Here is a 24,626-nt window from a genome sequence, read left to right on the forward strand (position 1 = left end):
GGCTGACCATAATAAAATGACGATGCTTGTCCTTTACGTAGTGCACGCATGACTTCAATACCTTTAATTGTGGCATAAGCCGTCTTCATAGATTTGAATCCTAATGTGGCCCTGATGATCCGCTTTAACTTACCATGATCACATTCAATGACATTATTTTTATACTTAATCTGCCTGTGCTCAATATCTACTGGACATTTTCCTTCTCGCTTTAACCGTGATAAAGCATGGCCATAGGTCGCTGCTTTATCTGTATTGATGACCCGTGGAATTTGCCATTTTTTCACCGTATTGAAGATTTTTCCTAAAAAACAATAGGCTGATTTACTGTTCCGTCTAGCGGAAAGGTAAAAGTCAATCGTATGACCACGTTGATCAACTGCACGATACAGGTAAGTCCATCGCCCCTTCACTTTGATATAAGTCTCATCCATATGCCATGAATGTAAATCTGTAGGATTACGCCAATACCAGCGTAAGCGTTTTTCCATTTCTGGAGCATAACGCTGAACCCAACGATAAATTGTGGTGTGGTCAACATTCACACCCCGTTCAGCGAGCATTTCTTGAAGTTCACGATAGCTGATGCCATATTTACAATACCAACGAACAGCCCAAAGAATGATTTCACCTTGAAAGTGCCGACCATGGAAGGGATTCATCTGCTGTATCTCGAAATAAATAAGATATTTAGCTTATCATGTCAGCCTATTTGCAACAGTGCCATAATTTCCCCCATCAAAGCATCAACAAACTATTGACCAGACTGGGCTTCCCTAAAATAACCCCTTCAATACTCAGAAAAACCAAAATGGACACTCTGTTTCAAGCAACAGAGTCTGTTTATCTTGTTGCAATGTCGGCAAACAACAGCATTAAAGCTGTTTCATCAAGGTATTTACATGGGACACCCGGAGAGCACGAAAAAAAATTAAATGCGGCAATGGATGCTAAATTTTCCAACGCTAAAGGCGTTGATATCAACACCGCAGTTGAAGAGGCTAAACACAAATATTCAAACATTCTTGATCATTATGAGTATGAAGCACTGAGAGAGGGTTTTAACAGGTCTCATGAAGCAAGAACCCCTACAGGGATACGTTGTAATGATAATAAACAAGGAGCTGTAAAAACCATAAATAAAATGCTGGAGCGTATCGGAGTTGAAATGAATTCTGATGAAGAAGCTTGCACCAGCTTTCTTGATTGCTTTGAGTGTGAGCACCATTCATTGGTCTCTGATGTAACAGATATATGGCTAATGATGTCATTCAAGGAAACATTACAAGAGCTTGAAGTAACACCCGCAATTAACTCAATGCCACCCAAGAAAATGAATACACTATTAAATACCATTGAAACTATTCTAAGAGGATTTAGAGATAAATCTCCAGAAAATTATAAGCAAGCCTCTGAGCTACAAAAACAAACATCACACCCCTTGTATTCGAATGTCTACAGTCTAAATGATCTGCATGAGGCGTTTTCATGATCTCAGTATTAAAACATAATTTAGCTTCAGTACCAGATTATGGCGAAAACATGCCAGTAAGTAGTTACAGTGATGGCAGTGTTGAAAGCTACATTTTTGATAAAAAGTGGAAGTTTAGCGGCGCTATTCAAGCAGGCGTTGGTGGTTCAACAGATGTCTCTTTTTCACAGATTGACATGAAATACCGCAAGTACATTCAGTCCACACTCGCATACATCATGGATGAATATAAACAAAAGAACAAAACGCATCCAACTATCGCACAACTTCAACACTGGAAGAATGGGCTGAAATTTATTGCTCAAAACCTTGGCGAGTGTAACTGGAACCTTCTATCAGACGACAGAATGTTCAAGCAATTCAAGAGTTCTTTCAGTGAGCTAGTATTTAAAAGTAGCCTTTCTCAAACATTAATCAACAATGTTGTAACTACTTTGGGTCTGCTAAATAGCCTGAACCTGTGCCATCGGATTGTAACGATAAAAAACTTAAACATACAAAGTATAAGGCCAATCAAGCAACACATTGCAATTCCAACGAATATCTACCAACAAATACTTAATGCTGCTATCTCAACAGTAGAGTCACTGCACCCCTATCGTCATGAAATATCCGCTCTTATGAACCGAATTCAGACTATACACGACGAAGAAAAAAATCGAAAAGACAGTTCTTCTTCTCCAAGCCAGATAAACGACAGGACTCGCAATAGAATTCGGAAGATAGGTCATAACATTCCTGATTTTAAGCTTACTCGTGACGGCACAAACATTTCTAATATTCTGACTCCCTGCGCGATAATTTTACTGGCATTTAGCGGTGTTAGAGTTGGAGAGTTAAATAGCTTTACTAAAGATAGTTACGAAGAAAGAAAAGGAGAAAACGGCGATGACATATGCTTTTTGAAAGGTGAAACTACTAAAACAGTCGATGGCATTCCTAAAAAAGAAGTATGGCAAACACACAGCATATCTAAAGATGCACTTGAGTTAGCCTATGACTGCACAGCATATCTTCGCGCAACCTACATAGATGATGTGAACAAGCAATACACTGAAAAAAAGATCAATTTAGATGAGTACAAAAAAACCTTACGGGTGCTAGAGTCTGTATTTCTGCCAGTAACACTAGGAGGCCCTAAAAAGACCAACTACAGCTCAACGGCTGCACGCTCAAAAAACCTCAAGTCTTATTTGGAACAACTAAATATTAAAGCAACAAAAGAAGATGTTGATTCATTCAATACCCTTAACCCTTCATGGCACGGAGAACTCAAAGAAGGTCAATTCTTACCTAAGCTCAGTGCTCATGACTTTAGACGAACATTCGCAGTATTCTTTAAGCGTTATGGATTCGGAACAACGTCAACAATCAAGTTTCAATACAAACACAGAAACATAAACATGTCCGATTATTACGGCAAAAACGCCCAACTTCAGCACTTCGAAGATGTCTTGTTAGACTCTGACTTAATCCAACTATTGCATGAAGAAGGGGTTAACTTTGGAGTTGATATGTTTGATGAAATATACAACGATTCAGAAACGCTAAGTGGGCTAGGTGGAGAACGAATAGCCAAGGATAAGTTTGAAAAACTAAGCTCTGGAGACATGGTATATATGACGCGGACTGAAATTGAGTCCCTAGTTCGCAATGGCACACTTTCTATTGTAAAGCTACCTACAGGCGGATACTGCACTAATTCGTCTTGCAGTAGAGTGTGTGGTATTGGCGAGTTCTCCGCTGAAATTAAACCATGCGAACATCAGGTAATCACAGACAAGGAAGCCAAAAGAACTCAACGTCAAAATAAGCGACTAATAAAAACATTTCGAGATTTAAATAATGGCGACCCTATGATGAAAAGTATACTTGTCGGAGTTAAGCAAAAGATAAAAAGAAATGAGTCATTGATTATCAACCATGGAATTAAAGTCACAGCCTTTGAGGATAATATCAAAGGCATAATCGCAACCAGCAGAGGTTAGTATGAGAAATTCAGGAAAAGCATTAGCGAGATTGCGAGCAGCTTTAGAACGCCTAATTTCGGGCAAGCCACAAAATGTTTCACCTTCAGGTAAATTAACCCTTAATAAAGTAAATAACGAAGCTGGACTTGGTAACAGTTACATACACAAATTTAAAGATTTTATTGAAAATGAAGCAAACCCAGCCATTGAGTCGTTTAACGCTAATTACGATCCCGTCAAAGCGAAACTATTACAAAACAAGCAGAATCTAACTGAGAAAGAAAAGCATAAAGCCAGCCTGAAGAAAGAAATCAAACTTAAAGAGCAATACCGCCAAGAGCGAGATGACCTGAAAACTATAAACAAAGAATTAGAAACACAAATTAGTTCTTTGACGTTCAGACTGTATGAATTACAAGAACAACTTAATCTACAAAATGTTGTGAAGCTCTCTCAATAACCATTGCCTTAATTGTTAAGATGTGTGAGAGTAATGAAGTCTCATACCAAGTAATATTCATACTGAGTATTAGAGTATCATACTAAAATGGCAGTGATCGCAGTTGGTACGCTGCCATTTCTAAATCGAAAATGCCCCAAAGTGAGTTAACGTAAATACTCTAAGGGCGCTATGAGCGATAAGCAGATCTTAGTTCGCTTTTTATTGAACGTTGGCTCTCAGACTAAAAACAGGCAACGGATTTACTATTAGAAGATTTAAGACTTCAGTACGCCAGATCAAGCGGACTGCGAGCATAGCCAAATTTAGAGCCAATGACATGCGTGTAAATCTCAGTTGTTTTTACATCATTGTGACCAAGTAGTTCTTGAGCCGTCCTAATGTCAGCACCAGAACGCAGTAGCTCAGTTGCAAATGAATGTCTAAAAGTATGAGCCGTCACCCGTTTATGTATTCCCGAATTCTTGACTGCGAGTCTGAGTTGTTTTCGAAATGCAGTTTCGTGAATATGATGACGACAAATATAGCCGTCTTGTGGATGTGCGCAGCGAACACTTGATGGGAAGATATATTGCCAAGCAGTATCTTTGGCCGCAGACTTGTATTTTTTGATCAAACTGATAGGCATTGAAGTAAGGCCAAAACCATCTCTTATGTCTTGTTGATGTAACTGTTTAGCTTTTTCAATTTGAGCCTGTAAAAAGACAATTAAATTTTCGGGCAACAATGTACAGCGATCTTTATTCCCTTTACCGCGGAAGATAAAAATACTTTTATTGTGAAAATCAATGTCTTTAATTCTTAATTTTAGAGCCTCATTTATTCTTAAACCAGCACCAAATAACAAACTGGCTATGATTCGATACTTACCCGACAAATTGGAAATAATTAACATTGCTTCTTGGGTACTTAATACTGTTGGGATAGTTTTTTGTCTTTTGGTAAACGAATATGCAAGATCGTTAATTTCTCTTTTAATCACATTTCTGTACATAAATATGATTGCACAAAGCGCTTGATTTTGAGTCGCAGCACTGACTTGCCGATTGACCGCAAGATGATTTAAAAAGCGCTCAATTTCTGAATTTCCCATATCCTTTGGATGTTTATAATCGTTAAAACGAATAAAAGTACGAACCCAGTGCAAATAAGATTTTTCGGTTGCATAACTATAATGCTTGGTTCTGAGCTCAGTTCTCATTGACTCGACAAATTGAGATTTAGCCATCAATAAATCCTTCAACCTTAATTGCTGTTTATTTATACAGTTATAATAACGATACGCCAAAAACTCAAATTATTTCTCGCTTTGTTTTTAACAAGGTATTGGTTTCATGGAGATGATATAAATTAACAGTCTGATTTTATTTGATTTTTATAATAATAAGTTTACATAACGACCCTATATTAGGCTCGCTTTGACGATTGGCTTGGTTTCTGCCCTAAAATTATTGTTGCATTTTAGTTAATCTAGGCTTAAGTTCATGAAATGATTAATTTAAAGCTTATTGGAATGATGTTGTTAGACTCAATATTGAAAAGTTCTATACACACTTCTGATGATTAAGCTGTTAACCTCTGAGGAAGAATTGTGAAACTATCACTAATGGTAGCTATATCGAAGAATGGAGTTATCGGGAATGGCCCTGATATTCCATGGAGTGCCAAAGGTGAACAGCTCCTGTTTAAAGCTATTACCTATAACCAATGGCTGTTGGTTGGACGCAAGACTTTTGAATCAATGGGAGCATTACCCAACCGAAAGTATGCGGTCGTAACACGTTCAAGTTTTACATCTGACAATGAGAACGTATTGATCTTTCCATCAATTAAAGATGCTTTAACCAACCTAAAGAAAATAACGGATCATGTCATTGTTTCAGGTGGTGGGGAGATATACAAAAGCCTGATCGATCAAGTAGATACACTACATATATCTACAATAGACATCGAGCCGGAAGGTGATGTTTACTTTCCTGAAATCCCCAGCAATTTTAGGCCAGTTTTTACCCAAGACTTCGCCTCTAACATAAATTATAGTTACCAAATCTGGCAAAAGGGTTAACAAGTGGCAGCAACGGATTCGCAAACCTGTCACGCCTTTTGTACCAAAAGCCGCGCCAGGTTTGCGATCCGCTGTGCCAGGCGTTGAACTTGTTTTTCTGTATTTAAGTTTAGTCGGCTAACTGGCTTTAGCTGACGTAAATATCCTAGAGCTCAACTTCCGCTTCTGGCACAGAGCCGCCCTTCGGCTCTAAATTGTTTCTGTCCAGAAATGAGTTACAACAATATGATACTTTAATACTCAGTTGTAGCTCGATTCAGACTTGGTAGTAGCAATTAGTATGAATCTTTATTTTTGAGCACATTTAATTTAAATCGGTACGAACAGGGTTAATTGGTTGTTTAGTATGTACTTATAAAGTCCTCTCCTACATGAGAATTCATGAGCCCCATATCAAAAAATTCTCAACTTATTGCTTAATATCGGTGAGAATTACACAAAGCAGGCTACAGGCTTTATTTAGAAAGGTTTTTCATAACATTTTAGGGGGTAAAACGTGTAACGGTGTCTAATGATGGCTGTGCTGTGGCAAGAAGTAATGAAGCCAAAGCGCTGGGCATCAAAATGGGCGTTCCTCTCTTTCAAATACAAGATATTGTTCAGCAACATCAGGTCGTGGTGTTATCCAGTAACTATGCTTTATATGCTGAAATGTCCAAGCGTTTTCATTCAATTTTGGCTAGTTTTGTTGCGCCACCTGAACAGGAAATCTATTCAATTGATGAGTGTTTTTTAGACCTGACCAGTTATGCACAAAATTTTGACTTAACTCAGTATGCGCATCACATGAAACAACGATTGTTGGATTGGATTGGCTTGCCCGTCTCGATTGGTATCGGGCGTAGTAAAACTGAAGCCAAAATGGCCAACCATCTTGCCAAAAAAAGACAGGGTTTCAAGGGTGTGTGTAACTTACTCAATATGGATTTCCTAGATCAGGAAATGCTTTATTCAGACATTGAGGTCGGTGAAGTTTGGGGCGTTGGTCGTAAGTTAGTTAAAAAACTAAATGCCATGGGAATCTATTCGGTACTGGATTTAGTGATGCAAGATTCTCATCGCATGGCGAGCCTTTTTTCTGTGGTAATGCAAAGAACAGTATTGGAGCTGCAAGGTGTTTCTTGTATGCAGTTAGATGATGCCCCTCCCCCCAAACAGCAAATCATAGCAAGTCGTTCATTTGGTGAAAAAGTTACCGAGCAAGATGATCTCAAAGAGGCTATGGGCAAGTATGTACAGGATGCGGTCATACGTTTACGAGCAGACGCTTCCTTATGTGGATGTGTCATTGCTTTTGTGCAATCGAATCCTTTTGATTCAAAGGTTCCCTATTACAGTAAATCGTTGGCTTTTGAGTTTCCTGAACCGACGGATTGTGTTTTGGATCTGATTAAAACAGCTATGCAACTGCTGGAACACATTTATAAATCTGACGTGAAATATAAAAAGTGTGGTGTAATTCTGACGGATTTAATTGCTAAGCAGCGCTTTACTCCTGACCTGCTGACGGACCACAGCCAGCGTGAAAGTAATGAAAGCCTCATGCAGACTTTAGAAGCGGTACAGGCGAGATATGGGAAAACTAAATTAGCTGTTGGCAGCTGCTACTTGCCACAACGAAAGTGGTCCATGAATCGTACCCATTTGACCCAAAACTATTTCAGCTGGCAGGGATTATTAAAGATCAGCCATTAAATTAATTAGCCTCACCTATTTGGTTTAAGTCAGCTTAATGAAGAACTCGACACATAAGCCGACACAGGCTTGATCCTCAGTCAACCATTTAACAACGTAAGTATGTTGTTTGGGATCCATGTAACACCTCTCGAGGAAAAGGTGGTTAGTAATAAAACTCTGCTCAAGCAAATTTATTGGGTTAACTGTCAGTTTTCACCATCTCATGTCCTTTATTTCTAGAACATTCTAGACTTTTCTCGACCTAGAATTTTTATTCTTTAAAGGTGTCATTCAACGCCTGTTGCACAGCATCAATACGTAATTTGCAGGCTTTATAGGCAGTCATGGACTCTTCAACGATCGCCATAAGGTTATCAATATCCGGTTCTTCCTGAGATTCAAGAAATTCGGCATTTTTCTTGAGAATTTCATAACCTTTCTTGAAACTTAGTTCTTCATTGTTCATGTGCGTTTACCTGTGTCACGGTGGCATCAATGGTGCCATCCTTAAGTTCAATCTGTAATTGCTGGTCAGTAATCTGCTGTATGGAACGGATGGCTTTGCCTTGGCTACGGACAATTGCATAGCCCTTGGCCATCACATTACGTGGATTCTGTAGCAAGGTTTCCCTCATCAATGACTCTACCTGCTGTGAAGCTAGTTTAATCTGTTGTTGAGCAAGATACTTAGTATCACTCTTCAGCATATCAACTCTACGTTGGGCTTCATTGATCTGGTTCTGTGTCAGAGTTTTGATAGTTTTCAGATACTGATCACTCTGGCTCTGGTAGGTGATCAACTGGTGCTGTGACAGTAGCTTGATGGTCTGCAAAGCAGTACTAACTTCATTGACTCGCTCCACAATCAGGTTACGGATCCCTGCGATCACTTTACTCGGAGTATCAAAGGAACGGTGTGCAATTTCATCCAAAATAGTGTGGTCTTTCTCGTGGCCAATACCGACCCAGATAGGCACAGTTCTTTTACACAGCAGTGCGGCCAGATCATAATCATTCAGGTAAGCTAGGTCATTCACGGCTCCACCACCACGGATAATCACAATAAGGTCTGGTGCTATCAAGTAATCTTGAGCCCACTGTCTTAAGGCACGGCCCAAAACCTGAATGATGCTGGCAGAAGCAGTATTACCCTGAAAAGTTGCTGAATGATAAACGAAATGGCAGACACCAGCCTGAGCCAGGGCATCCGCATCTTTTTTAAAGTCACCTAACCCTGCAGCATTTTCCGGTGCAATGACCAAGACATTCTGAATATCAAAGGGTACCGGCAACTGTTTATTGTTATTGAGCAGGCCTTCCTCAGTCAGTCGCAGCAGAATCTGCTGATAGCGTTTGGCGATGTCTCCTAGAGTAAAGCTAGAGTCGATATCTTCGATATTGACCGAGAAGCCATATTGCGGATCAAATCTAGCTTTGACCTTGATCAGTACATTCAGGTCTTTCGACAGTTCAATACCACTTTCTCGTTCAAACTTTAGAACTATTTTTTGTGCCGTAAATTTCCAAATGGTGCCTTTACAACTAGCGATCACCTTATGGCTTTCTTCATCTTTCTCAGCCAACTCAAGATAATAGTGACCGCCTTTAATACTTAAATTACGGATCTCAGCCTTGACCCACACTGCCCCATCAAAAGTCAGATGGATGACTTCCTGTACAGTGGCAAGGTATTCACTAAGGCTGAGTTGTTGACGTTCTGACATGATGTAAAGGATAGCTAAAATATAAGGAGGTGAGATTTAACCTAATATTGATCAATTCTACTGCAAATCAGATGAGTTTATTGCAATTTTGAGAAATGTATAAGTTCTTCTTAGACACCTAGAGTGATCATTGAGATTTTTAGTTTAATTATACTTTTATATTAAAATAGATATATAATCAATAAAATCATTATATTTTACTATTTTAATAAAATTATGAAGCAATACTGTACACTGCAAATCTACCAAGACTATGAATGGCATGACTGTGCTTTGGTTGAGGTTACGGATGATCAAAATGCTGGATGGCAGGCAGCTACACGTACATCATATTTGTTCGAATATGCTATTTCATATATGGATCTAAGAGATGGTCATGCGCTTGCTTATGACTTACCAGTGAACGTTCAAAATAGATTGGAATCAACTTGGCCAGCATTTCTTATGGATCTATTACCTCAAGGATACGGCCGCAAAGAATTACTAATACAGCTTGATTTTTCTGAGAATGTTCAGGAACAAGCGGACTGGGCGCTTTTAAAAGCAGGCGCAGGAAATCCAATTGGGAATCTGCGAGTCAAAGAGGCTCATGAGTGGTTACAAAGTCATTTCCCAAAGCTGCAGAATCAGGGATTTAGCCTAAGCCAAATTATTGAACGTAAAGAGAAGTTTATTGAATCGCTCGCATCTTATGGACTTTTTATTGCTGGTTCATCTGGTATTCAGGGTGAGTGGCCAAAATTGTTGTTAACACAAGGTTATGATGATCTTTTCTATCTAGATCATACTCTTCCAGATGATCAAGTTAAGCAGCATTGGTTGGTTAAATTTAGCCGCGGCAGTGATCAAAATTTGAATAAAATCCTGATGAACGAAGCTTTGTATATGAAAGTCGCTCAGTACTTGCAACTACGTGTACACCGGGATCTTGAGCTACATGGCAAGACTTTGTTTATTCCAAGATTTGATCGCAAAGTAATTAATGGCAAAGTTGAAAGAATTGCTCAGGAAAGCCTTGCATCTCTAGGTGGGAAGGCGGGCTTTGGGGTTAGAATGACCCATAATCAAATATGTACCCTGCTTATGGAGGCTTGTACCGAACCAAAGCAGGAAGTATTTGAGTATTTGAAGCGTGATCTCGCAAATGTTGCCTTAGGCAATAAAGATAACCATACTCGCAATACAGCAATCCAACGCTTCAATAATGGTAAAATTCAGCTCACACCATTATTTGATTTTGCGCCAATGTGGTTACATCCTGATGGTATTGCACGTACTACTCGTTGGGAAAGAGATGATCATGGTGGTATGCCACTTTTGAGTTCTGTGATTGAGCAGATAGCTGAAAGCACTTCGATTGGTCCACAAGAAATTAAAACTTTATTAATTGAACAGTTACCAATTTATCGGGGATTGTTAGAAAAGATGCAGGCTCTTCAAGTAGCGGATGAAATTCTGGAAAATAGCCAATATCGAATAATCAATATTTGCCAGCAGTTGGAGGAGATCAGCCATGGATAAACGTTTTAAACCATTGACCCCTATTCAACAAATGGAAAAAAGACTATCTGTGCTTGAAACCATCAATAATCATCCAGACTGGTCTTTTTATCAAGTTGCTCGATTTATTCGAACAGAGCTACATTTAACACTGAATGATATGGCTAAAATTACTAAGATTGCGCCACAGACACTGCAAAAAATGGAGCAACCAGGGAGCAATCCTACTTTGAAATCCATGCAGAAATTACTCGATACTTTCGGTTTACAATTACAAATAAAAGTTAAATGATTTTTAATTCTGAGCCATCGGTTTTTCTAAAATCTTATCCGTTTAAGGATACAAAGAGGAAATAAACAGGCTCTAGGTTGTTTTATGATTATTTTTAGACAAACGACTCCAAAACCTTATGTAGCAAGGGTTTTGTCTCTACAGTAATTAATTTATTTTTGAAAAAATGGAGTAGAGTGTTTGAAATATGAATAATCGAATTCGGTTTCTGTAAGCACAGCAATTTCATCTGCATGTGCTTTATATTCATCTATATTTTCGAGTAATTCATCCTCTGAGAATGGGAGTTTTTTTTGATTTTCAGTGTCGTTCATAGAGTCATATCCTGAGAAGTTATTTAGATCATCATAAACCAGACATTTTTAATGGTGAGAATACAGACACTTTAAATGGTTTCTAACAAGATTGCTTCACATAAGAGATTTTATGTTAAATGTCTTTTTTCATTGCTCTCTGAACTGTTGCAATACCTACAAACAAAATAAACGCAATCGTTCTCAAAAGATGCCAAGCAGACGTGCACAGAAAACAGTAATCAAAGAACGAAATCTGAATCCTGTGCTTGACTTGGAAATGTCTGTATAGGACATTTCTACTTGGGAATAACATCATCATGCTATATAAGTATTTAACCGTATTCTTTTATTTTTTGGCGCACCATGTATATAGATACAAAAAAAGCAATTATTGGATAAATTAATATAGCTCCACCTGCTCGACCATCTACGGATGGAGATAAGGACATGCTTAAAACAATAAATACAATAAGATATAAAATATAACATGTTCCCCAAGTTAATAATCCAAAGAGTATAGGGAAACAAAATTTTGAAATAACTCCAAAGGGCTTCGATCTTTTATAGAGATGCTTTTCAAAAAGATTATTCGAAATATTAACAGCAACAATTGTCATAAATAGATTAAAAAGCAGAAAATAAAGCATACTAAAAATTAAATATGAAAAATAATTTATTATATATTAGTTGATTAAATTTAACATTAATTAAAATATACGTTTAAAGATAAGCAATAAAAAACCCCGACATCCTGTCGGGGTTTTTCGTGTTTGGTTGCAAGGTATAACTCCTGTCGTACCTAACCATCCTTGTGCTGATCTTTCTTATTCTTATTGTTTGGAGCTTCCTGCTCTCTATGACTTCATCATAAGAAATAACGCTTTGATCAGCTAGAAGCAGATTCCTTAAATTACTGTACGTCAAAGCGTACAAAACTGGCTTAAAAATAGCCCCCAGATTTATCCGCAGAAATTGTGGATTTTTTTCAGGCTGAAAGCCTTATAGATTGTAGGTGATTTTCTGTTTTGAGTGTTTTTTAAGCAAAACTGTTGGCAAAAAATATCAAAACCGCTCACAAAAAAGCCGACTATTTCAAAGTCGGCTTTTTGGGCATTTTGGATTTTTATGATTTAAATAAGTATCTGATTTTTATATTAATATACAAGTGTATTGCGTATAAGCACCATTATGTTAAATAGACAGTGAATTAGTGGAAAAATCCAGTTATTGTGAAGCGTGGATAAGAGATTTTATGTCGAGCAATGATTACCTATCAACAAAGTATTCAGATAAAGTCTGTTTCCATTGAGATTGTATCTCTTTATTCTTATCTCTATATTTCTCAATACATTTCATAAGGTTATATCTATTTTTTGTACAAATAGTATCTGCTATTTTACTTAATACATCTATTTGATAAGGAATAGTTAGGCCAAATTTCTCAAGGAGAATATCTATTTCTGGTAAAAATAATCTGACTAATTCTTCATTAGATTTATTAAATTTGTTTTTAAATTCTTGAGGAATACATGAATTTCCTATGCGATCATAAATTTCAGGATTTTGAACATAATGCTTATTTTCCAATATAAGGCCTTTGTATCTAAGATACTCAATATCAATTTTTGATAAATCTTGCTCAAGAAAATAATAACAAGTCCATTTTATTTGTGATAAATGAGTTAATTCAACAAATTGGAATGGTCTCTCAATATATATTCCCGTATTATTTATTATTTCACTAATAAACAATATAAAATTAATATGATTCTTATTTAGATATTTTAGAGTAGACCTCTTGCGAAAGTATTATTTTTGACTATTTTAGACTTTGATATTTATTTAAAAATCAACGTTTATCACTGATTAAATTTTGACTAACGCAAGAGGTCTATATATTATTGGGGATATTAAAGTGAAGAGAGTCGCTGAGACTTATACAACTTAAAAAATATTTATGTATGCCGACCTTATTTAAAACAAAAAGACTCTTAATTAAAAAAACAATATATTTATTTTAACAATTAACTGCTTCGTTAATTAGTCATTTAATCTAACTAAAGAATATCTACAAAGTCGGTTTCTCTTCAATAGATGAAGTATTAGAACTTTCTGAAAATTTACCATTATGTAATTTTTCAAAGCAATGTGGACAGGTGTCTCGAGCCACTAATTTCATATCATTAATTTTTCTACCAGTGTAACCAATACTGTAACGAGTAAAATAGTTATTTTCTAATTGATTAGAATTTCTCCATTCTAAAAGAAGATCGATTGCTAAACCCGCCACAGATAGACTGGATGAAACTGAATAAGGAGTATATGCAGCGCAAGGTCCCAAGCCCATAACTTTTTTATAGTCCTTATTCCCTAGAGGGTCTAAATCATCTTTATAATCCTGTATTCCAGATTGATGCAAACAACTAATACATCCACCTTTACTCTCATAATCGGAAGGAGTATTCATCAATGCTTGCACACATTCTCCATTGCCATATATCCATAAATGTAAAAGGTGTGGCCTATCATGTGCAGGTATTTGAATTATCTTTTCATTTAAATACTCTGCGATTTCAACTTGTCCAGTAGAATCTACTATTAAATCATATTCGTCAAAATTACTAATTGTATTTACACTTTTTTCTACAGAGTGAATGAAAAGTCCATTATTACCAACCTGCTCTTTAATATATTCGATTATTGCATTTGCTTTATTTAATCCAATATACTTTTTCCCTAATATATGTCTTCCTATATTTTCAAGTTTAAGGTCATCATAATCACAAACACTAAAACAACCTGTTTCCATACCAGCACCAATTTTAACTAATGCATCTGCAACATATCCTCCGATTGCACCTGCTCCAATTTGTAAAATTTTCAGATTCGTTAAATTATTGTTTTTAATACCTTCTATATTTCTATTAATTAATTCTTGCATACAGTAACTCTTTATATAAACAGGTAACACCATCTCCCTCAATATTTCCGATAATATTCTCACATTCCCTTTTAACAATTTATAATATTTACTCTTCCATTCTACAAAAAATGAAAAAAAATGATTCTCAAAGACCAAAGAAACGAATATTTTTTTATCGGATTTAAATTTATTTAAATTTCTTTTTAAAACAAAAAAACAATTAGGATCAATATCATTAATAAATAAAAACATTTTCCCTAATGTTATCTCCCCCTCCCTATTAAAGTAATTTGACAATAAAGGAATATTATCTTTAAAAACTTTCAACAAAATAAAATCAAAATCAATCGTTTTTTGACATTTATTATCTTTAGTAGAAATATATGTTAAAGGTAGATTCTGAAAACTCCCATTATTATTTAACTCCACAAATAAGTTTTCAGAACTATACTTTTTCTCAAACTCATTTGAAAATATCATCCACATTGGAATTATTTCTTTTCTCAACTCTTTCATAAAAATTGAGGGATTCATTAATTCTAATATTACATGTTTAAATTGGCTTTCCAGAAAACATATAACATCTACCAGATTCTTTCTATTAATTTCTATTTTGTCATGCAAGGCATAGCAAAAATTATAGGCTTTTTTATTCAAATAAGTAAAATGAGAATCAATTGAAAAATGAGGCAAAGGGAAAATAAAATGTTTAATCCTTTTATTTACTTCAATTAAATCATCTTCAAACAAATACACTCTTGGAGGATTAATAAAATCCCAATCCAAAAAAAATACACCTAATCTTATATTGAATCCAGATACAACAATATTTTTCACCCATAAACTATTGTAAAACCGTTTTTTTAAATTTGTATCATAGGGATCCACTAGATTATAACCTAGCTGTGTAAGATATTGAGCACATGAAGCGGGAATCAAAGCGTATCCCCCTCATAAACTCTTAAAGCATAATATTTTTTATTTAAAAGTAAACTAAACCAATCTTCTTTATAACTTTTGTTTCCTGCTATCCATAGTAACTTAGGAAGCTCATTAAATTTCCCATTACTAATAAGTTGACTCCACCCTTGATAATCACAATTAGAAGGCCGTGGTTGTGGTTCTGGATGAGTATGCCATTCGCCTATATATTGTAATATCCCATTTGAAATTTCATGTACCTTGTTTAAATAACTTTGATGTTTTGTAGACTTTCTATGAAAGCTATAAATAGTTCTTTCATCATCATCTGCTGGAGAACTAATATCGATTACCCTTAATGATTTACTACGTATTTCACCAATAATTATTCCACACGCCTCAGCTTTTTGAGCATCTGCAAACTGTCTGTGAAGATGAATTAAATGAAGTGCACTATCTGTTAAGTGCACTTCAAATCTTAGTTCATCAGAATAAAGATGCAAGCCCAACTTCACCCACCCCTTGTAGGTTCAATTATTGCTGGGGACGTAGCTTGATATGGCAATTCCTGATTAGCATTCTCAATAACCACATAACTTTCATTGTCAGGAATTCTTTTTCCGAATTGGCTTCGCAGAAAACCAATTGAAGTTTTAGGTGATTCAATATCAATAGCTACTGAAACTGCGCTAAGTAAATCTTTAGCTAAATCATGCGCTTCTTGTCTTTCCTCTTTAGGAATTCTATTGAAGTCTTCATCTGTATGTTCAGGAATAGAAGGTTCTTTGACTGGCCCAAGTAATGCCTTTGGGAGATGTCTTAAAACATGCAATAAAGCAAGATCATCTCTATCTTTAACATATTGATAATTTTGATTTGCTATAATCATCAGCAATATTGAGCTTGGCCCTCCACCATCTTTATATTCTTGATCTCGCCAAGCTTTAAGATAACGAGCAATATATCTTAATTGCCGACCATTATCTTCTTGATCAGCCAAAAAATCTGCATACCATTTACGAATTAACTCACAGTCACTATCTTTCCAATTACCATCACGTAAAGCCATATGGATTTTAGTAATGTAATGTAATTCGATGATTTTCGCTTCACTTTCAAAGCTTTCAGTTGCGTAGTGATAACCCTTGAATACTGAACCGTACCGGGTTTGTCGGAGAGTCAATATTCTGAGAGACTACCCCCGATGACAAAATTAAAATACACCCCTGAAATCAGAGATAGAGCGGTTCAATTATTGATTGAATCTGAAAAAGATTATCCTTCTACTTGGGCTGCAATCACAGCAATTGCGCCTAAGATTGGTTGTACTCCTGAAACACTTCGTGCCTGGCATCAAAAGCATTTAGATCAGCAAAATCCAGTTAAAGTACAGCAGCTTTCAGACCAAGAACGTATCAAACAACTCGAACGCGAAAATAAAGAAATAAAGAACTGCAACGCGCCAATGAGATTCTACGTAAAGCAGCCGCTTTTTTCGCCCAGGCGGAGCTCGACCGCCCACACAAATAATGGTGGATTTCATCCATAACAATAAAGATCGATATGGTGTTGATGCGATTTGTAGGATTTTACCGATCGCAGCTTCAACCTATTACCGAACTTTAGATCTCGCTGACAATCCAGAACATCGAGCGAAACGAGATCTACATGATGAGTATCATGCTGAACAAATTCAACGAATTTGGAAAGAAAGTTCAGGTCGATATGGTGTGCGTAAGGTCTGGCAACAATTGAAACGTGAAGGTTATGTTATCGCACGTTGTACAGTTGCTCGATTGATGCAGAAGCTAGGTATACAAGGTGTCTGGCGTGGTAAGAATAAACAAACCACCCGTAGCCGAGATGATCAAAAACGAGCAGCTGACTTAGTGAAACGGAATTTTAGTGCAGATCAGCCCGACCACCTTACGAAACAGTGTTTCTCAGGTCACTGATTTTACGTATATTCAAACCCATTCAGGCTGGGTCTATACCGCCTTTATTATTGATGAGTTCTCACGAGCAATTGTTGGATGGAAAGTATCGACACGGATGAATACAGATATGGTGCTCGATGCATTAGAGCAAGCATTACATGATCGAGGTATACCCAAGAATGTGATTCATCATTCCGACAGAGGTGTGCAATATCTTTCCATTCGTTATACCAATCGTTTAGAAGCAGCAAATTTACGAGCTTCAGTCGGTACAACTGGTGATTCATACGATAATGCTTTGGCTGAAACGGTGAATGGCTTATACAAAACAGAGGTGATTGAATATTTAAAAGCAGATTGGCGTGGTTTAGCAGATGTACAACTTGCGACATTAAACTGGGTAGATTGGTTCAATAAAGAGCGTGTACATAGTGCACTGGGTTATGTGTCACCTGTTGATTTTGAAGCAATGTACTATGATAAAATTAATCCGTTAGGTCAGGTAGCCTAACTTAAATAAAGTCTCCGACAAACCCGGTACGGTTCAGGTTGATTTATCCAATAGCCTGCAATTAGTTGAATATTCTTATCTAAATATAAAATTTTCACTGAGCAGCACTTAAATAATCTCCCCACCACTGCATCATTTCAGTTCGTTGAATTAAATAATCCGCATGATTATAGCTAGCACGTGTACGATTCTTATCAATATGCGAAAGTTGAGCCTCAATCCAATTATCTTGGAACAATCCTGAGTCATTCAAAATAGTACTGAAGGTAGAACGTAATCCATGGGAGGAAAGTTGATGTTTTCCATACCCCATCTTACGTATAGCCATATTTAATGTATTAAAATGAATCGGGTGATCCTGCTTTCGCGGACTAGCAAAAATGAATTTTTCACCCAATGACCATTGCATCGCATCTTTTAAGATCTCTAACGCCTGATCTGAAAGTGGAACTAAAAAATCTGGAATTTCATGTCCTAGGATAACTTTACGTCGAAACTGTTTAATATGTAAGGCTGGAATTCTCCAAATTTTATCTTTTATATCAAAATGATGAGGTTCAGCCATTAACAACTCTGCCCCTCGCACGCCAGTATATAATTTAAACATGAGTGCTTTTTTAATAATGGGATGTGCATCCAACTTTTTTAATTTATGCATAAAATCTGAGATGTCTTCAGCTTTTAAATAAGGATAGTTCTTCTTGATTTTATTGTTAACAGCAATTTTATTTAAACCATGCGCGATATTATATTCACAATAGCCCATTGCTACAGCATAGTCAAAAATTTGGTTCAAATAACTACAAGCTTTTTTGACAGGTTCTTTAACTTGACGTGACTCTATTTTTCTAATTATTGAAACTAGGTCATAGCGCTTAATATCTTGAAAAGGGATATCCTGAAGAACTGGATAAATATCATGCTGTAAACATTTTTCTGCTAACTGGAGAACACCACAGCGTGGTAAATCATTGAATGCATTTTTAAGTTTGAACTGTAGCCACTCCTCTGCTACCTGATGAAAAGTAATTAAATTAGAAACAGTTTCATTTTCAAAACAGAAATTATTATCTCTAAAATCATCCCTGACTTGTCGTGCCTTTTTCAGGGATAAATCAGGATAAAGCCCTAACTGAATTCGGCGGCGTTTCTTGGTTTTTGGATCTGTATATCGATAACTCCAAGACTTCCTTCCATTTGGTTCAATTTTTAGACTAAGTCCATCTTCATCCGATAAAAAACAAGTTTTTTCCTTGCAATGAGCTTGGCGAACTTTAATTTCAGTAAGACTCATGAGATTTGAATGAAACCTATCAATGGACTGATCAAATTAATTATACCAAAATAGAAGGACTTTCATATGATGCGTAGACTACGCATCATATATATTTGTAATATATTGTTTTATATATTTAATATTTTAAGTATTTGTATTTTAGTAACCATTATAAGTACCACCTCTTCTTTAAGTTCCCAACAACTCACTTTTTCTGTCATCAATGTTAAATAAGTCTTGTGCTTTAAATTCTTAGATGACCTCCTCTACCCTTTATTATCATTTTTATAAAAGTAACTATATGTACTCATTAAAATTTGTAGAGCTCAAAAACAAAAAAGACCGCTATATAGCAGTCTTTTAACTTAATTAAATAATAATTAATTCATTTTCATCATAAGTGCATAAGCATCACGTTTGTTTTGACGCAATGATTCTATCTCGGACTTCGTCAGCTGTTTTACGAGAGTTGAGGATATACTTTGCTTCCCACTCTGTGAGCCTTTCGAAATCGTACCCGTAAATCGATTTCCACCATGCTTCAAGATTACCATATACATCCCTCAATTGCTGAAGAGTTTCTTTACTTAGAGCTAATTGTGATGAGTATTGTTTACCCGTCAGTGCATATGCTCCAATAACTTTATTCGTCCCAGTTGTTTCAATATGACCTTTTAATGATGGCTAGCATTAAATTTTACACTAAATTTACCGCTAGCATCTCTTGGATATTATTTTTCGTATCAGGCAGCACTCTCAAAAGCCGTTTGTTTGGACAGTCCCCATGATCATACACGAGGCAGCTTCAAATACTTATGGGCCCATCCTATCCAGTTGTATCTTCTTGCATCACATGAATATTGTATACTCATTTTGACTACTTGAAAATTATGGAACAACGTCAATAAAAACAATAACTCTAGAGTCTTTAGTCGACATTCCTAAAAAGTGAACCGTACCGGGTTTGTCGGAGAGTCAATATTCTGAGAGACTATCCCGATGACAAAATTAAAATATACCCCTGAAATCAGAGAAAGAGCGGTTCAATTATTGATTGAATCTGAAAAAGATTATCCTTCTACTTGGGCTGCAATCACAGCAATTGCGCCTAAGATTGGTTGTACTCCTGAAACACTTCGTGCCTGGCATCAAAAGCATTTAGATCAGCAAAATCCTATTAAAGTACAACAGATATCTGATCAAGAAAAAATGAAGCAAATGGAACGTGAAATTAAAGAATTAAAGCGTGCCAATGAAATTCTACGTAAAGCAGCCGCTTTTTTCGCCCAGGCGGAGCTCGACCGCCCACACAAATAATGGTGGATTTCATCCATAACAATAAAGACTTATATGGTGTTGATGCGATTTGTAGGATTTTACCGATCGCAGCTTCAACCTATTACCGGACTCTAGATCTCTGCGAAAATCCAGAACATCGAGCAAAGCGAGATTTACATGACTTGCATCATGCTGAGGAGATTAAACGAATTTGGAAGGAAAGTTCAGGTCGGTATGGTGTACGTAAAGTCTGGCAAAAACTGAAACGTGAAGGCTATATTATTGCACGCTGTACTGTTGCTCGATTAATGAAAAAGCTAGGTATACAAGGTATTTGGCGAGGTAAGAACAAACAAACCACCCGTAGTCGAGATGACCAAAAACGAGCACCTGACTTGGTGAAACGGAATTTTAGAGCTGATCAGCCTAATCACTTGTGGGTTGCTGACTTTACCTATATTCAAACAAATTCAGGCTGGGTCTATACCGCCTTTATTATTGATGTGTTCTCACGAGCAATTGTTGGATGGAAAGTATCTACACGGATGAATACAGATATGGTACTCGATGCACTTGAGCAAGCATTGCACGATCGAGGCATGCCAAAGAATGTGATTCATCATTCCGATAGAGGTGTTCAATATCTTTCTATTCGCTATACCAATCGTTTAGAAGCTGCAAATTTACGAGCATCAGTCGGTACAACTGGTGATTCATACGATAATGCTCTGGCTGAAACGGTGAATGGCTTATACAAAACAGAGGTGATTGAATATCTAAAAGCAGATTGGCAAGGTTTAGCGGATGTACAACTTGCGACACTAAACTGGGTAGATTGGTTCAATAAAAAGCGTGTACACAGTGCACTGGGTTATGTATCGCCTTTTGAGTTTGAAGCAATGTACTATGATAAGATTAACCCGTTAGGTCAGGTGGCCTAACTTAAATAAAAAAGTCTCCGACAAACCCGGTACGGTTCAAAGGTAAATTCAACATTTCTTTCCATATCATTTCTTTGTGTCTCTGGATGAACAAAAGAAACATAGCTTATTTCAAAGAATCGGGCTAGGGTTTTTATGCCAATGATTTTGTTCTCTTCATTAGCAATTAAAACATCTAATTCCAGATCAAACTCTTCTAATTATTTAATTAAATCTTTAACTTTCATTTTACTATCAACCTCTATGAATTATTTAAAAAATTAGCACAATGAAACTTGTGAAAAAAATGGATTTGAACAAAATTTTTTAGCAAAAAAAGCATAGCAACCAGAAAAATCTTTCCAGCAATCAACAAAAATATCCCCGTGTGCTTCCAGTTTACAACATTTTGACTACCACACTGCCCACAGTAGTAATAATAGCCTTTGATACGGCCACCGCATTCAGGACAATTTTTATGATTAATGAATAAGTTACTCAACGTCTCTTCTCCAAAATTCTTATTATCAAGTTGTAAGTGAAGATAGCACACATTTATAAAAATGTCTTTTTTAAAACATCAAAAGATGTTATAAAAAAGACATTCGCTACTTTAGGATAACTTTTAAGATGAATTTAAATCTCCTTGATGAAGAATCAATCCAACCTTCTGAACCCACGCCATGTGATTTTTTCAAAGGTGAAAATGCTATCAAAAAAGCTAAACAGTTAGGATTACCTGATCTCGAGTTAGTCAGAAACGCAATTATGATCGGTGATGCTGACTATAGAACAAATACTCACTATAACCGTGCACGCTTTATTGCACGATGGGGAAAAATTGGAGAACAGATTGCTTTACTGCTTCGACAATCTGATCCTGCTTGGATATTCCACAATGACAGCCAGCCAAGAATTGAGAATACAGTAAAGAAAATACAAATTATCTTTATGAGCGGGAATATTGCATTGGGGTTAGCTGATCAAGTTGTATCAGCACACTGTGAAAAAGGATTAATGACATTAAATAATATTAAGGAGAATCAGTCTGCTTATGATGATGAGACAAAATTGAGAACATGGATTTTATACTTTCCTTCAGCATCACATCCAGCCTATAAAGACATTGATATCCCAAATATTCCTTTTGAATTTGCATACCCAACTAGCTTCGTACAGGACTTAAAAGCGAAAAAAATTTCAATTTTACCAAGTGACCATACTTGCAGAATTGCATTTGAAATAGATAATACAGTTCCTGTAAAAACTGATCCTAAGCCAGTATTGGAACCATCTAATGAAATTAAACCAGATGATTTTGATATTCAGCTTGTAGTTTAATCTGAGGTTAATGTGTTTAATAAAGATCGTTTACGTATTGCTAAAGAATTACGAGGACTTAGCAATACCGATTTCGCAGAAAAATTGAGTTGCTCTATCTCTAAGGTAAAGCAACTTTTAGACGTGGATAAAGAAATCAATGAAAATGATCAAGATGATATATGCCGTGTATTAAATTTACCCAAGTCATTCTTTGAAGGTAATGACACACAACCACATGAAACAGACCAAATCTTCTATAGATCGGTTGCTCGTATTAAAGCACAGCATAGAAAAGCTAATGAGGCATATACTCTTTTAGCAATAAATATTAACAAGTACTTAAATCAGAAAGTAAAGTTACCTACTTTTCACCGTCCTGATTTAGATATTACTGAGTTTTTGGGTGAATCTAAGTATGCCGATCACCTAGCGTCAGAGTTGAGAGGTTTATGGGCTTTAGGTAATCAACCTATTAATAACATTGTTTCGTTGTGTGAGCTAAAGGGAATCCGTGTCTTTAGATTACCGACTGAAATTCGAGAAATTGATGCACTATCTTTTTTTGATGATGAAAGTGGTAGCCCTTTCATATTTCTAAATACATTTAAGTCTGCCGAAAGAGCCCGCTTCGATTGTGCACACGAACTTGGTCATATCGTTATGCATACGCATAACAAAAAAATTCGTGTCGAGAAAGATAATCGTGTTCTCGAAACTGAAGCGGATCAATTTTCATCTGAATTTTTAATGCCAACAGATGCATTTCTTTCTACTGCTCCACGCTATTTTTCACTAGAAAATATGATTGAGTATAAAAAGATTTGGCGAACATCCCTGAAGGCTATTAACTATAAAGCTCACAAGCTGGGATTAGTTAGTGATTGGGTTAATCGTAGTAACTCTATAAAGATCAATTCGTTGGGCTACAACATTAATGAACCTGAAGAAACTCATCGAGATGAGAGTTTGATGTTGCCCAAAATTATCTCTGTTTTAGCCTCACAACCATCTTTTGATAAAAATAAAATGCTTGATGAAATTGGAATCTCTGAAGAAGATTTTAATCAATTAACATTTGATGCTTTAGCTAAAGTTGAGCCCCCGAAGAAAAAACATAAGTTATATATTGTCGAGTAATACAAACCTTCCTTAAAAATAATGCGCCTTACGGCGCACTATTTATGCAAAATCCTGATTAATTTTTTTATGACTTCACGCCCAACGTAGTTTTGCATCCCATAAGTCATACTGAAAATGTAACTTGCCCCATCATGACTTTTTTCATATAGCCTACTTGAACTGACACCATAAATCCCATGTGTTCCATGAAGCATCGTATACAATTTCAGATAAATTCTTTAGTTATGTGATCATACAATGTGCTCAAATTACCTATTTCCAAGTAAAAGAAATTTGACACTTTTAGGTGTCGATACCAGCCTGTTCAATCTTGAGCTTAAGGACCATGTGTTCCCTTCTTACCATGCCCCGATCATTTTAAATGGCTCTGAACATTTGGAACTTGATATAGCAAAGTTTGGCTTGCTCCCGAGCTGGGCAAAAGAGTTGAAATTCAGTAGTCATACCTATAACGTTCGTACCGAGTCTGTAGCAGATAAGCCCAGTTTTCGACATGCTTGGAAGTACAGCAAGTTTTGCCTTGTGCCTGTACAGGAGTTCTATGAACCCAAATACATCAATGGCAAACCACACTGGTACACCATCAAGCGTAAAGATGAACAGCCTTTTACAGTTGCTGGTATCTATGACGATGCTGTGATTAATGGCAATAAGGTACGTTCATTTTCAATGCTCACCATCAATTCTGATCATCACCCATTCATGAAGCAGTTCCATGCACCGAAGGATGAGAAGCGATCCATCATCGTGATTCCAGAGCAGTATAGAAAAGATTGGTTGACTACAGACCATGAAGGGGTCGTCTCAGGAAACGGAAAATATAGCACGCTAAGGATTTTCACTCCGACTTCTTTTAACGATATCCAACACGGTATTTTTGCTTAGATTGACCAGCCGACCGACTTGTCGATAAGAGTGTCC

At 36.4% G+C, this 24,626-nt stretch carries 21 protein-coding genes, 3 pseudogenes and 2 other annotated features; of the genes and pseudogenes, 12 read left to right on the top strand and 12 right to left on the bottom strand.

Annotated features, from left to right (window positions below; all coding sequences use genetic code 11):
• A partial coding sequence (locus FTV32_RS14030) for an IS6-like element IS1008 family transposase (RefSeq protein ID WP_065995618.1) occupies nt 1–662 on the bottom strand: 662 nt, incomplete at its 3' end.
• A 38-nt stretch (nt 663–700) separates the two neighbouring features.
• Between FTV32_RS14030 and FTV32_RS14035 the strand changes: the two genes are divergently transcribed.
• From FTV32_RS14035 to FTV32_RS14045, 3 genes are read left to right on the top strand one after another with little or no spacing between them, the layout of a single operon-like run.
• Nucleotides 701–1,492 carry a hypothetical protein gene (locus FTV32_RS14035; RefSeq protein WP_257227639.1) on the top strand — a complete coding sequence of 264 codons (792 nt, stop codon included), beginning with the start codon at nt 701–703 and terminating at the stop codon, nt 1,490–1,492.
• A complete protein-coding gene (locus FTV32_RS14040) occupies nt 1,489–3,480 on the top strand; it encodes a hypothetical protein (protein WP_180028987.1) in 1,992 nt (663 codons plus the stop codon). Before FTV32_RS14035 ends, FTV32_RS14040 begins: the two co-directional genes overlap by 4 nt.
• Nucleotide 3,481: 1 nt before the next feature.
• The gene (locus tag FTV32_RS14045; protein WP_180028988.1) at nt 3,482–3,922 is read left to right on the top strand and encodes a hypothetical protein; all 441 of its coding nucleotides are present in this window, start codon (nt 3,482–3,484) and stop codon (nt 3,920–3,922) included.
• Nucleotides 3,923–4,187: 265 nt separating this feature from the next.
• On the opposite strand, the gene FTV32_RS14050 is transcribed toward FTV32_RS14045, so the two are convergent.
• Entirely contained in the window at nt 4,188–5,150 is a 963-nt protein-coding gene (locus tag FTV32_RS14050) for an integron integrase (protein WP_169031076.1), read from the bottom strand.
• Between the two features lie 363 nt (nt 5,151–5,513).
• Here FTV32_RS14050 and dfrA1 point away from each other — a divergent pair, with 363 nt between their 5' ends.
• Both dfrA1 and FTV32_RS14060 read left to right on the top strand, forming a co-directional pair.
• The gene (gene dfrA1, locus FTV32_RS14055; RefSeq protein ID WP_000777554.1) at nt 5,514–5,987 is read left to right on the top strand and encodes a trimethoprim-resistant dihydrofolate reductase DfrA1; all 474 of its coding nucleotides are present in this window, start codon (nt 5,514–5,516) and stop codon (nt 5,985–5,987) included.
• Between the two features lie 498 nt (nt 5,988–6,485).
• Nucleotides 6,486–7,682, top strand: a pseudogene (locus FTV32_RS14060) (DUF4113 domain-containing protein); the annotation flags it as partial.
• Nucleotides 7,683–7,935: 253 nt separating this feature from the next.
• Here the strand turns inward: FTV32_RS14060 and xseB are convergent.
• Both xseB and xseA read right to left on the bottom strand, forming a co-directional pair.
• Nucleotides 7,936–8,130, bottom strand: coding sequence for an exodeoxyribonuclease VII small subunit (xseB, locus tag FTV32_RS14065; protein WP_001058302.1), 195 nt, complete (start codon nt 8,128–8,130; stop codon nt 7,936–7,938).
• Entirely contained in the window at nt 8,120–9,388 is a 1,269-nt protein-coding gene (xseA, locus tag FTV32_RS14070; protein WP_000004127.1) for an exodeoxyribonuclease VII large subunit, read from the bottom strand. The genes xseB and xseA overlap by 11 nt, the downstream gene beginning before the upstream one ends.
• 216 nt (nt 9,389–9,604) lie before the next feature.
• Here xseA and FTV32_RS14075 point away from each other — a divergent pair, with 216 nt between their 5' ends.
• Both FTV32_RS14075 and FTV32_RS14080 read left to right on the top strand, forming a co-directional pair.
• Nucleotides 9,605–10,909 (top strand): type II toxin-antitoxin system HipA family toxin, encoded by a 1,305-nt coding sequence (locus FTV32_RS14075; protein WP_000816116.1) that lies wholly within the window; start codon nt 9,605–9,607, stop codon nt 10,907–10,909.
• Complete coding sequence (locus FTV32_RS14080; protein WP_000361155.1) at nt 10,902–11,180, top strand: helix-turn-helix domain-containing protein; 279 nt, start codon at nt 10,902–10,904, stop codon at nt 11,178–11,180. The genes FTV32_RS14075 and FTV32_RS14080 overlap by 8 nt, the downstream gene beginning before the upstream one ends.
• A gap of 152 nt (nt 11,181–11,332) precedes the next feature.
• On the opposite strand, the gene FTV32_RS14085 is transcribed toward FTV32_RS14080, so the two are convergent.
• The 6 genes from FTV32_RS14085 to FTV32_RS14110 form a co-directional block, all read right to left on the bottom strand.
• Nucleotides 11,333–11,494, bottom strand: coding sequence for a hypothetical protein (locus FTV32_RS14085; RefSeq protein ID WP_002046470.1), 162 nt, complete (start codon nt 11,492–11,494; stop codon nt 11,333–11,335).
• A gap of 314 nt (nt 11,495–11,808) precedes the next feature.
• Entirely contained in the window at nt 11,809–12,093 is a 285-nt protein-coding gene (locus FTV32_RS14090) for a hypothetical protein (RefSeq protein ID WP_130128033.1), read from the bottom strand.
• 649 nt (nt 12,094–12,742) lie between these two features.
• Nucleotides 12,743–13,228 carry a hypothetical protein gene (locus tag FTV32_RS14095; protein WP_000470738.1) on the bottom strand — a complete coding sequence of 162 codons (486 nt, stop codon included), beginning with the start codon at nt 13,226–13,228 and terminating at the stop codon, nt 12,743–12,745.
• 316 nt (nt 13,229–13,544) lie between these two features.
• A complete protein-coding gene (locus FTV32_RS17690; protein WP_130128032.1) occupies nt 13,545–15,287 on the bottom strand; it encodes a ThiF family adenylyltransferase in 1,743 nt (580 codons plus the stop codon).
• Between the two features lie 47 nt (nt 15,288–15,334).
• Nucleotides 15,335–15,829 carry a Mov34/MPN/PAD-1 family protein gene (locus FTV32_RS14105; protein ID WP_050551244.1) on the bottom strand — a complete coding sequence of 165 codons (495 nt, stop codon included), beginning with the start codon at nt 15,827–15,829 and terminating at the stop codon, nt 15,335–15,337.
• Nucleotides 15,830–15,831: 2 nt separating this feature from the next.
• Nucleotides 15,832–16,503, bottom strand: coding sequence for a CBASS cGAMP synthase (locus FTV32_RS14110; RefSeq protein ID WP_306669945.1), 672 nt, complete (start codon nt 16,501–16,503; stop codon nt 15,832–15,834).
• A gap of 21 nt (nt 16,504–16,524) precedes the next feature.
• On the opposite strand from FTV32_RS14110, the pseudogene FTV32_RS14115 reads away from it, so the two are divergent.
• Nucleotides 16,525–17,768, top strand: a pseudogene (locus tag FTV32_RS14115) (IS3 family transposase).
• Nucleotides 16,808–16,924 (top strand) — a sequence feature (AL1L pseudoknot). Its footprint overlaps the pseudogene before it by 117 nt.
• 94 nt (nt 17,769–17,862) lie before the next feature.
• On the opposite strand, the gene FTV32_RS14120 reads toward FTV32_RS14115, so the two are convergent.
• Together FTV32_RS14120 and FTV32_RS17695 are read right to left on the bottom strand one after the other, a co-directional pair.
• Nucleotides 17,863–19,062, bottom strand: a complete 1,200-nt coding sequence (locus FTV32_RS14120; protein WP_000059656.1) for a tyrosine-type recombinase/integrase — start codon at nt 19,060–19,062, stop codon at nt 17,863–17,865.
• A gap of 393 nt (nt 19,063–19,455) precedes the next feature.
• Nucleotides 19,456–19,725 (bottom strand): annotated as a pseudogene (locus FTV32_RS17695) (recombinase); the annotation flags it as partial.
• A 318-nt stretch (nt 19,726–20,043) separates the two neighbouring features.
• On the opposite strand from FTV32_RS17695, the gene FTV32_RS14125 reads away from it, so the two are divergent.
• From FTV32_RS14125 to FTV32_RS14140, 4 genes are all read left to right on the top strand, one after another.
• Nucleotides 20,044–21,263, top strand: a protein-coding gene (locus FTV32_RS14125; protein WP_103254391.1) for an IS3 family transposase whose coding sequence is annotated in 2 segments (ribosomal slippage) — nt 20,044–20,320 and nt 20,320–21,263 — 1,221 coding nt in all. Because the reading frame shifts where the segments join, the coding sequence is not laid out codon by codon here.
• Nucleotides 20,319–20,435, top strand: a sequence feature (AL1L pseudoknot). (Overlaps the previous gene by 117 nt.)
• Before the next feature lie 609 nt (nt 21,264–21,872).
• Nucleotides 21,873–22,583, top strand: coding sequence for a hypothetical protein (locus FTV32_RS14130; RefSeq protein ID WP_001052588.1), 711 nt, complete (start codon nt 21,873–21,875; stop codon nt 22,581–22,583).
• A gap of 12 nt (nt 22,584–22,595) precedes the next feature.
• A complete protein-coding gene (locus FTV32_RS14135; RefSeq protein WP_180028989.1) occupies nt 22,596–23,702 on the top strand; it encodes an ImmA/IrrE family metallo-endopeptidase in 1,107 nt (368 codons plus the stop codon).
• A gap of 240 nt (nt 23,703–23,942) precedes the next feature.
• Nucleotides 23,943–24,590, top strand: coding sequence for an SOS response-associated peptidase (locus FTV32_RS14140; RefSeq protein WP_306669946.1), 648 nt, complete (start codon nt 23,943–23,945; stop codon nt 24,588–24,590).
• The last annotated feature ends 36 nt before the right edge of the window (nt 24,591–24,626 follow it).

The sequence above is a fragment of the Acinetobacter sp. YH16032 genome (assembly GCF_013417345.1).
Taxonomy (GTDB): Bacteria; Pseudomonadota; Gammaproteobacteria; order Pseudomonadales; family Moraxellaceae; genus Acinetobacter.

Excerpts from the sequence above, each read along its gene's own strand:
- FTV32_RS14035 (WP_257227639.1), top strand. The coding sequence starts at position 701 with ATGTCAGCCTATTTGCAACAGTGCCATAATTTCCCCCATCAAAGCATC.
- FTV32_RS14040 (WP_180028987.1), top strand. The coding sequence starts at position 1,489 with ATGATCTCAGTATTAAAACATAATTTAGCTTCAGTACCAGATTATGGC.
- FTV32_RS14045 (WP_180028988.1), top strand. The coding sequence starts at position 3,482 with ATGAGAAATTCAGGAAAAGCATTAGCGAGATTGCGAGCAGCTTTAGAA.
- FTV32_RS14050 (WP_169031076.1), bottom strand. The coding sequence starts at position 5,150 with ATGGCTAAATCTCAATTTGTCGAGTCAATGAGAACTGAGCTCAGAACC.
- xseB (WP_001058302.1), bottom strand. The coding sequence starts at position 8,130 with ATGAACAATGAAGAACTAAGTTTCAAGAAAGGTTATGAAATTCTCAAG.
- xseA (WP_000004127.1), bottom strand. The coding sequence starts at position 9,388 with ATGTCAGAACGTCAACAACTCAGCCTTAGTGAATACCTTGCCACTGTA.
- FTV32_RS14075 (WP_000816116.1), top strand. The coding sequence starts at position 9,605 with ATGAAGCAATACTGTACACTGCAAATCTACCAAGACTATGAATGGCAT.
- FTV32_RS14080 (WP_000361155.1), top strand. The coding sequence starts at position 10,902 with ATGGATAAACGTTTTAAACCATTGACCCCTATTCAACAAATGGAAAAA.
- FTV32_RS14085 (WP_002046470.1), bottom strand. The coding sequence starts at position 11,494 with ATGAACGACACTGAAAATCAAAAAAAACTCCCATTCTCAGAGGATGAA.
- FTV32_RS14090 (WP_130128033.1), bottom strand. The coding sequence starts at position 12,093 with ATGACAATTGTTGCTGTTAATATTTCGAATAATCTTTTTGAAAAGCAT.
- FTV32_RS14120 (WP_000059656.1), bottom strand. The coding sequence starts at position 19,062 with ATGAGTCTTACTGAAATTAAAGTTCGCCAAGCTCATTGCAAGGAAAAA.
- FTV32_RS14130 (WP_001052588.1), top strand. The coding sequence starts at position 21,873 with ATGAATTTAAATCTCCTTGATGAAGAATCAATCCAACCTTCTGAACCC.
- FTV32_RS14140 (WP_306669946.1), top strand. The coding sequence starts at position 23,943 with ATGTGCTCAAATTACCTATTTCCAAGTAAAAGAAATTTGACACTTTTA.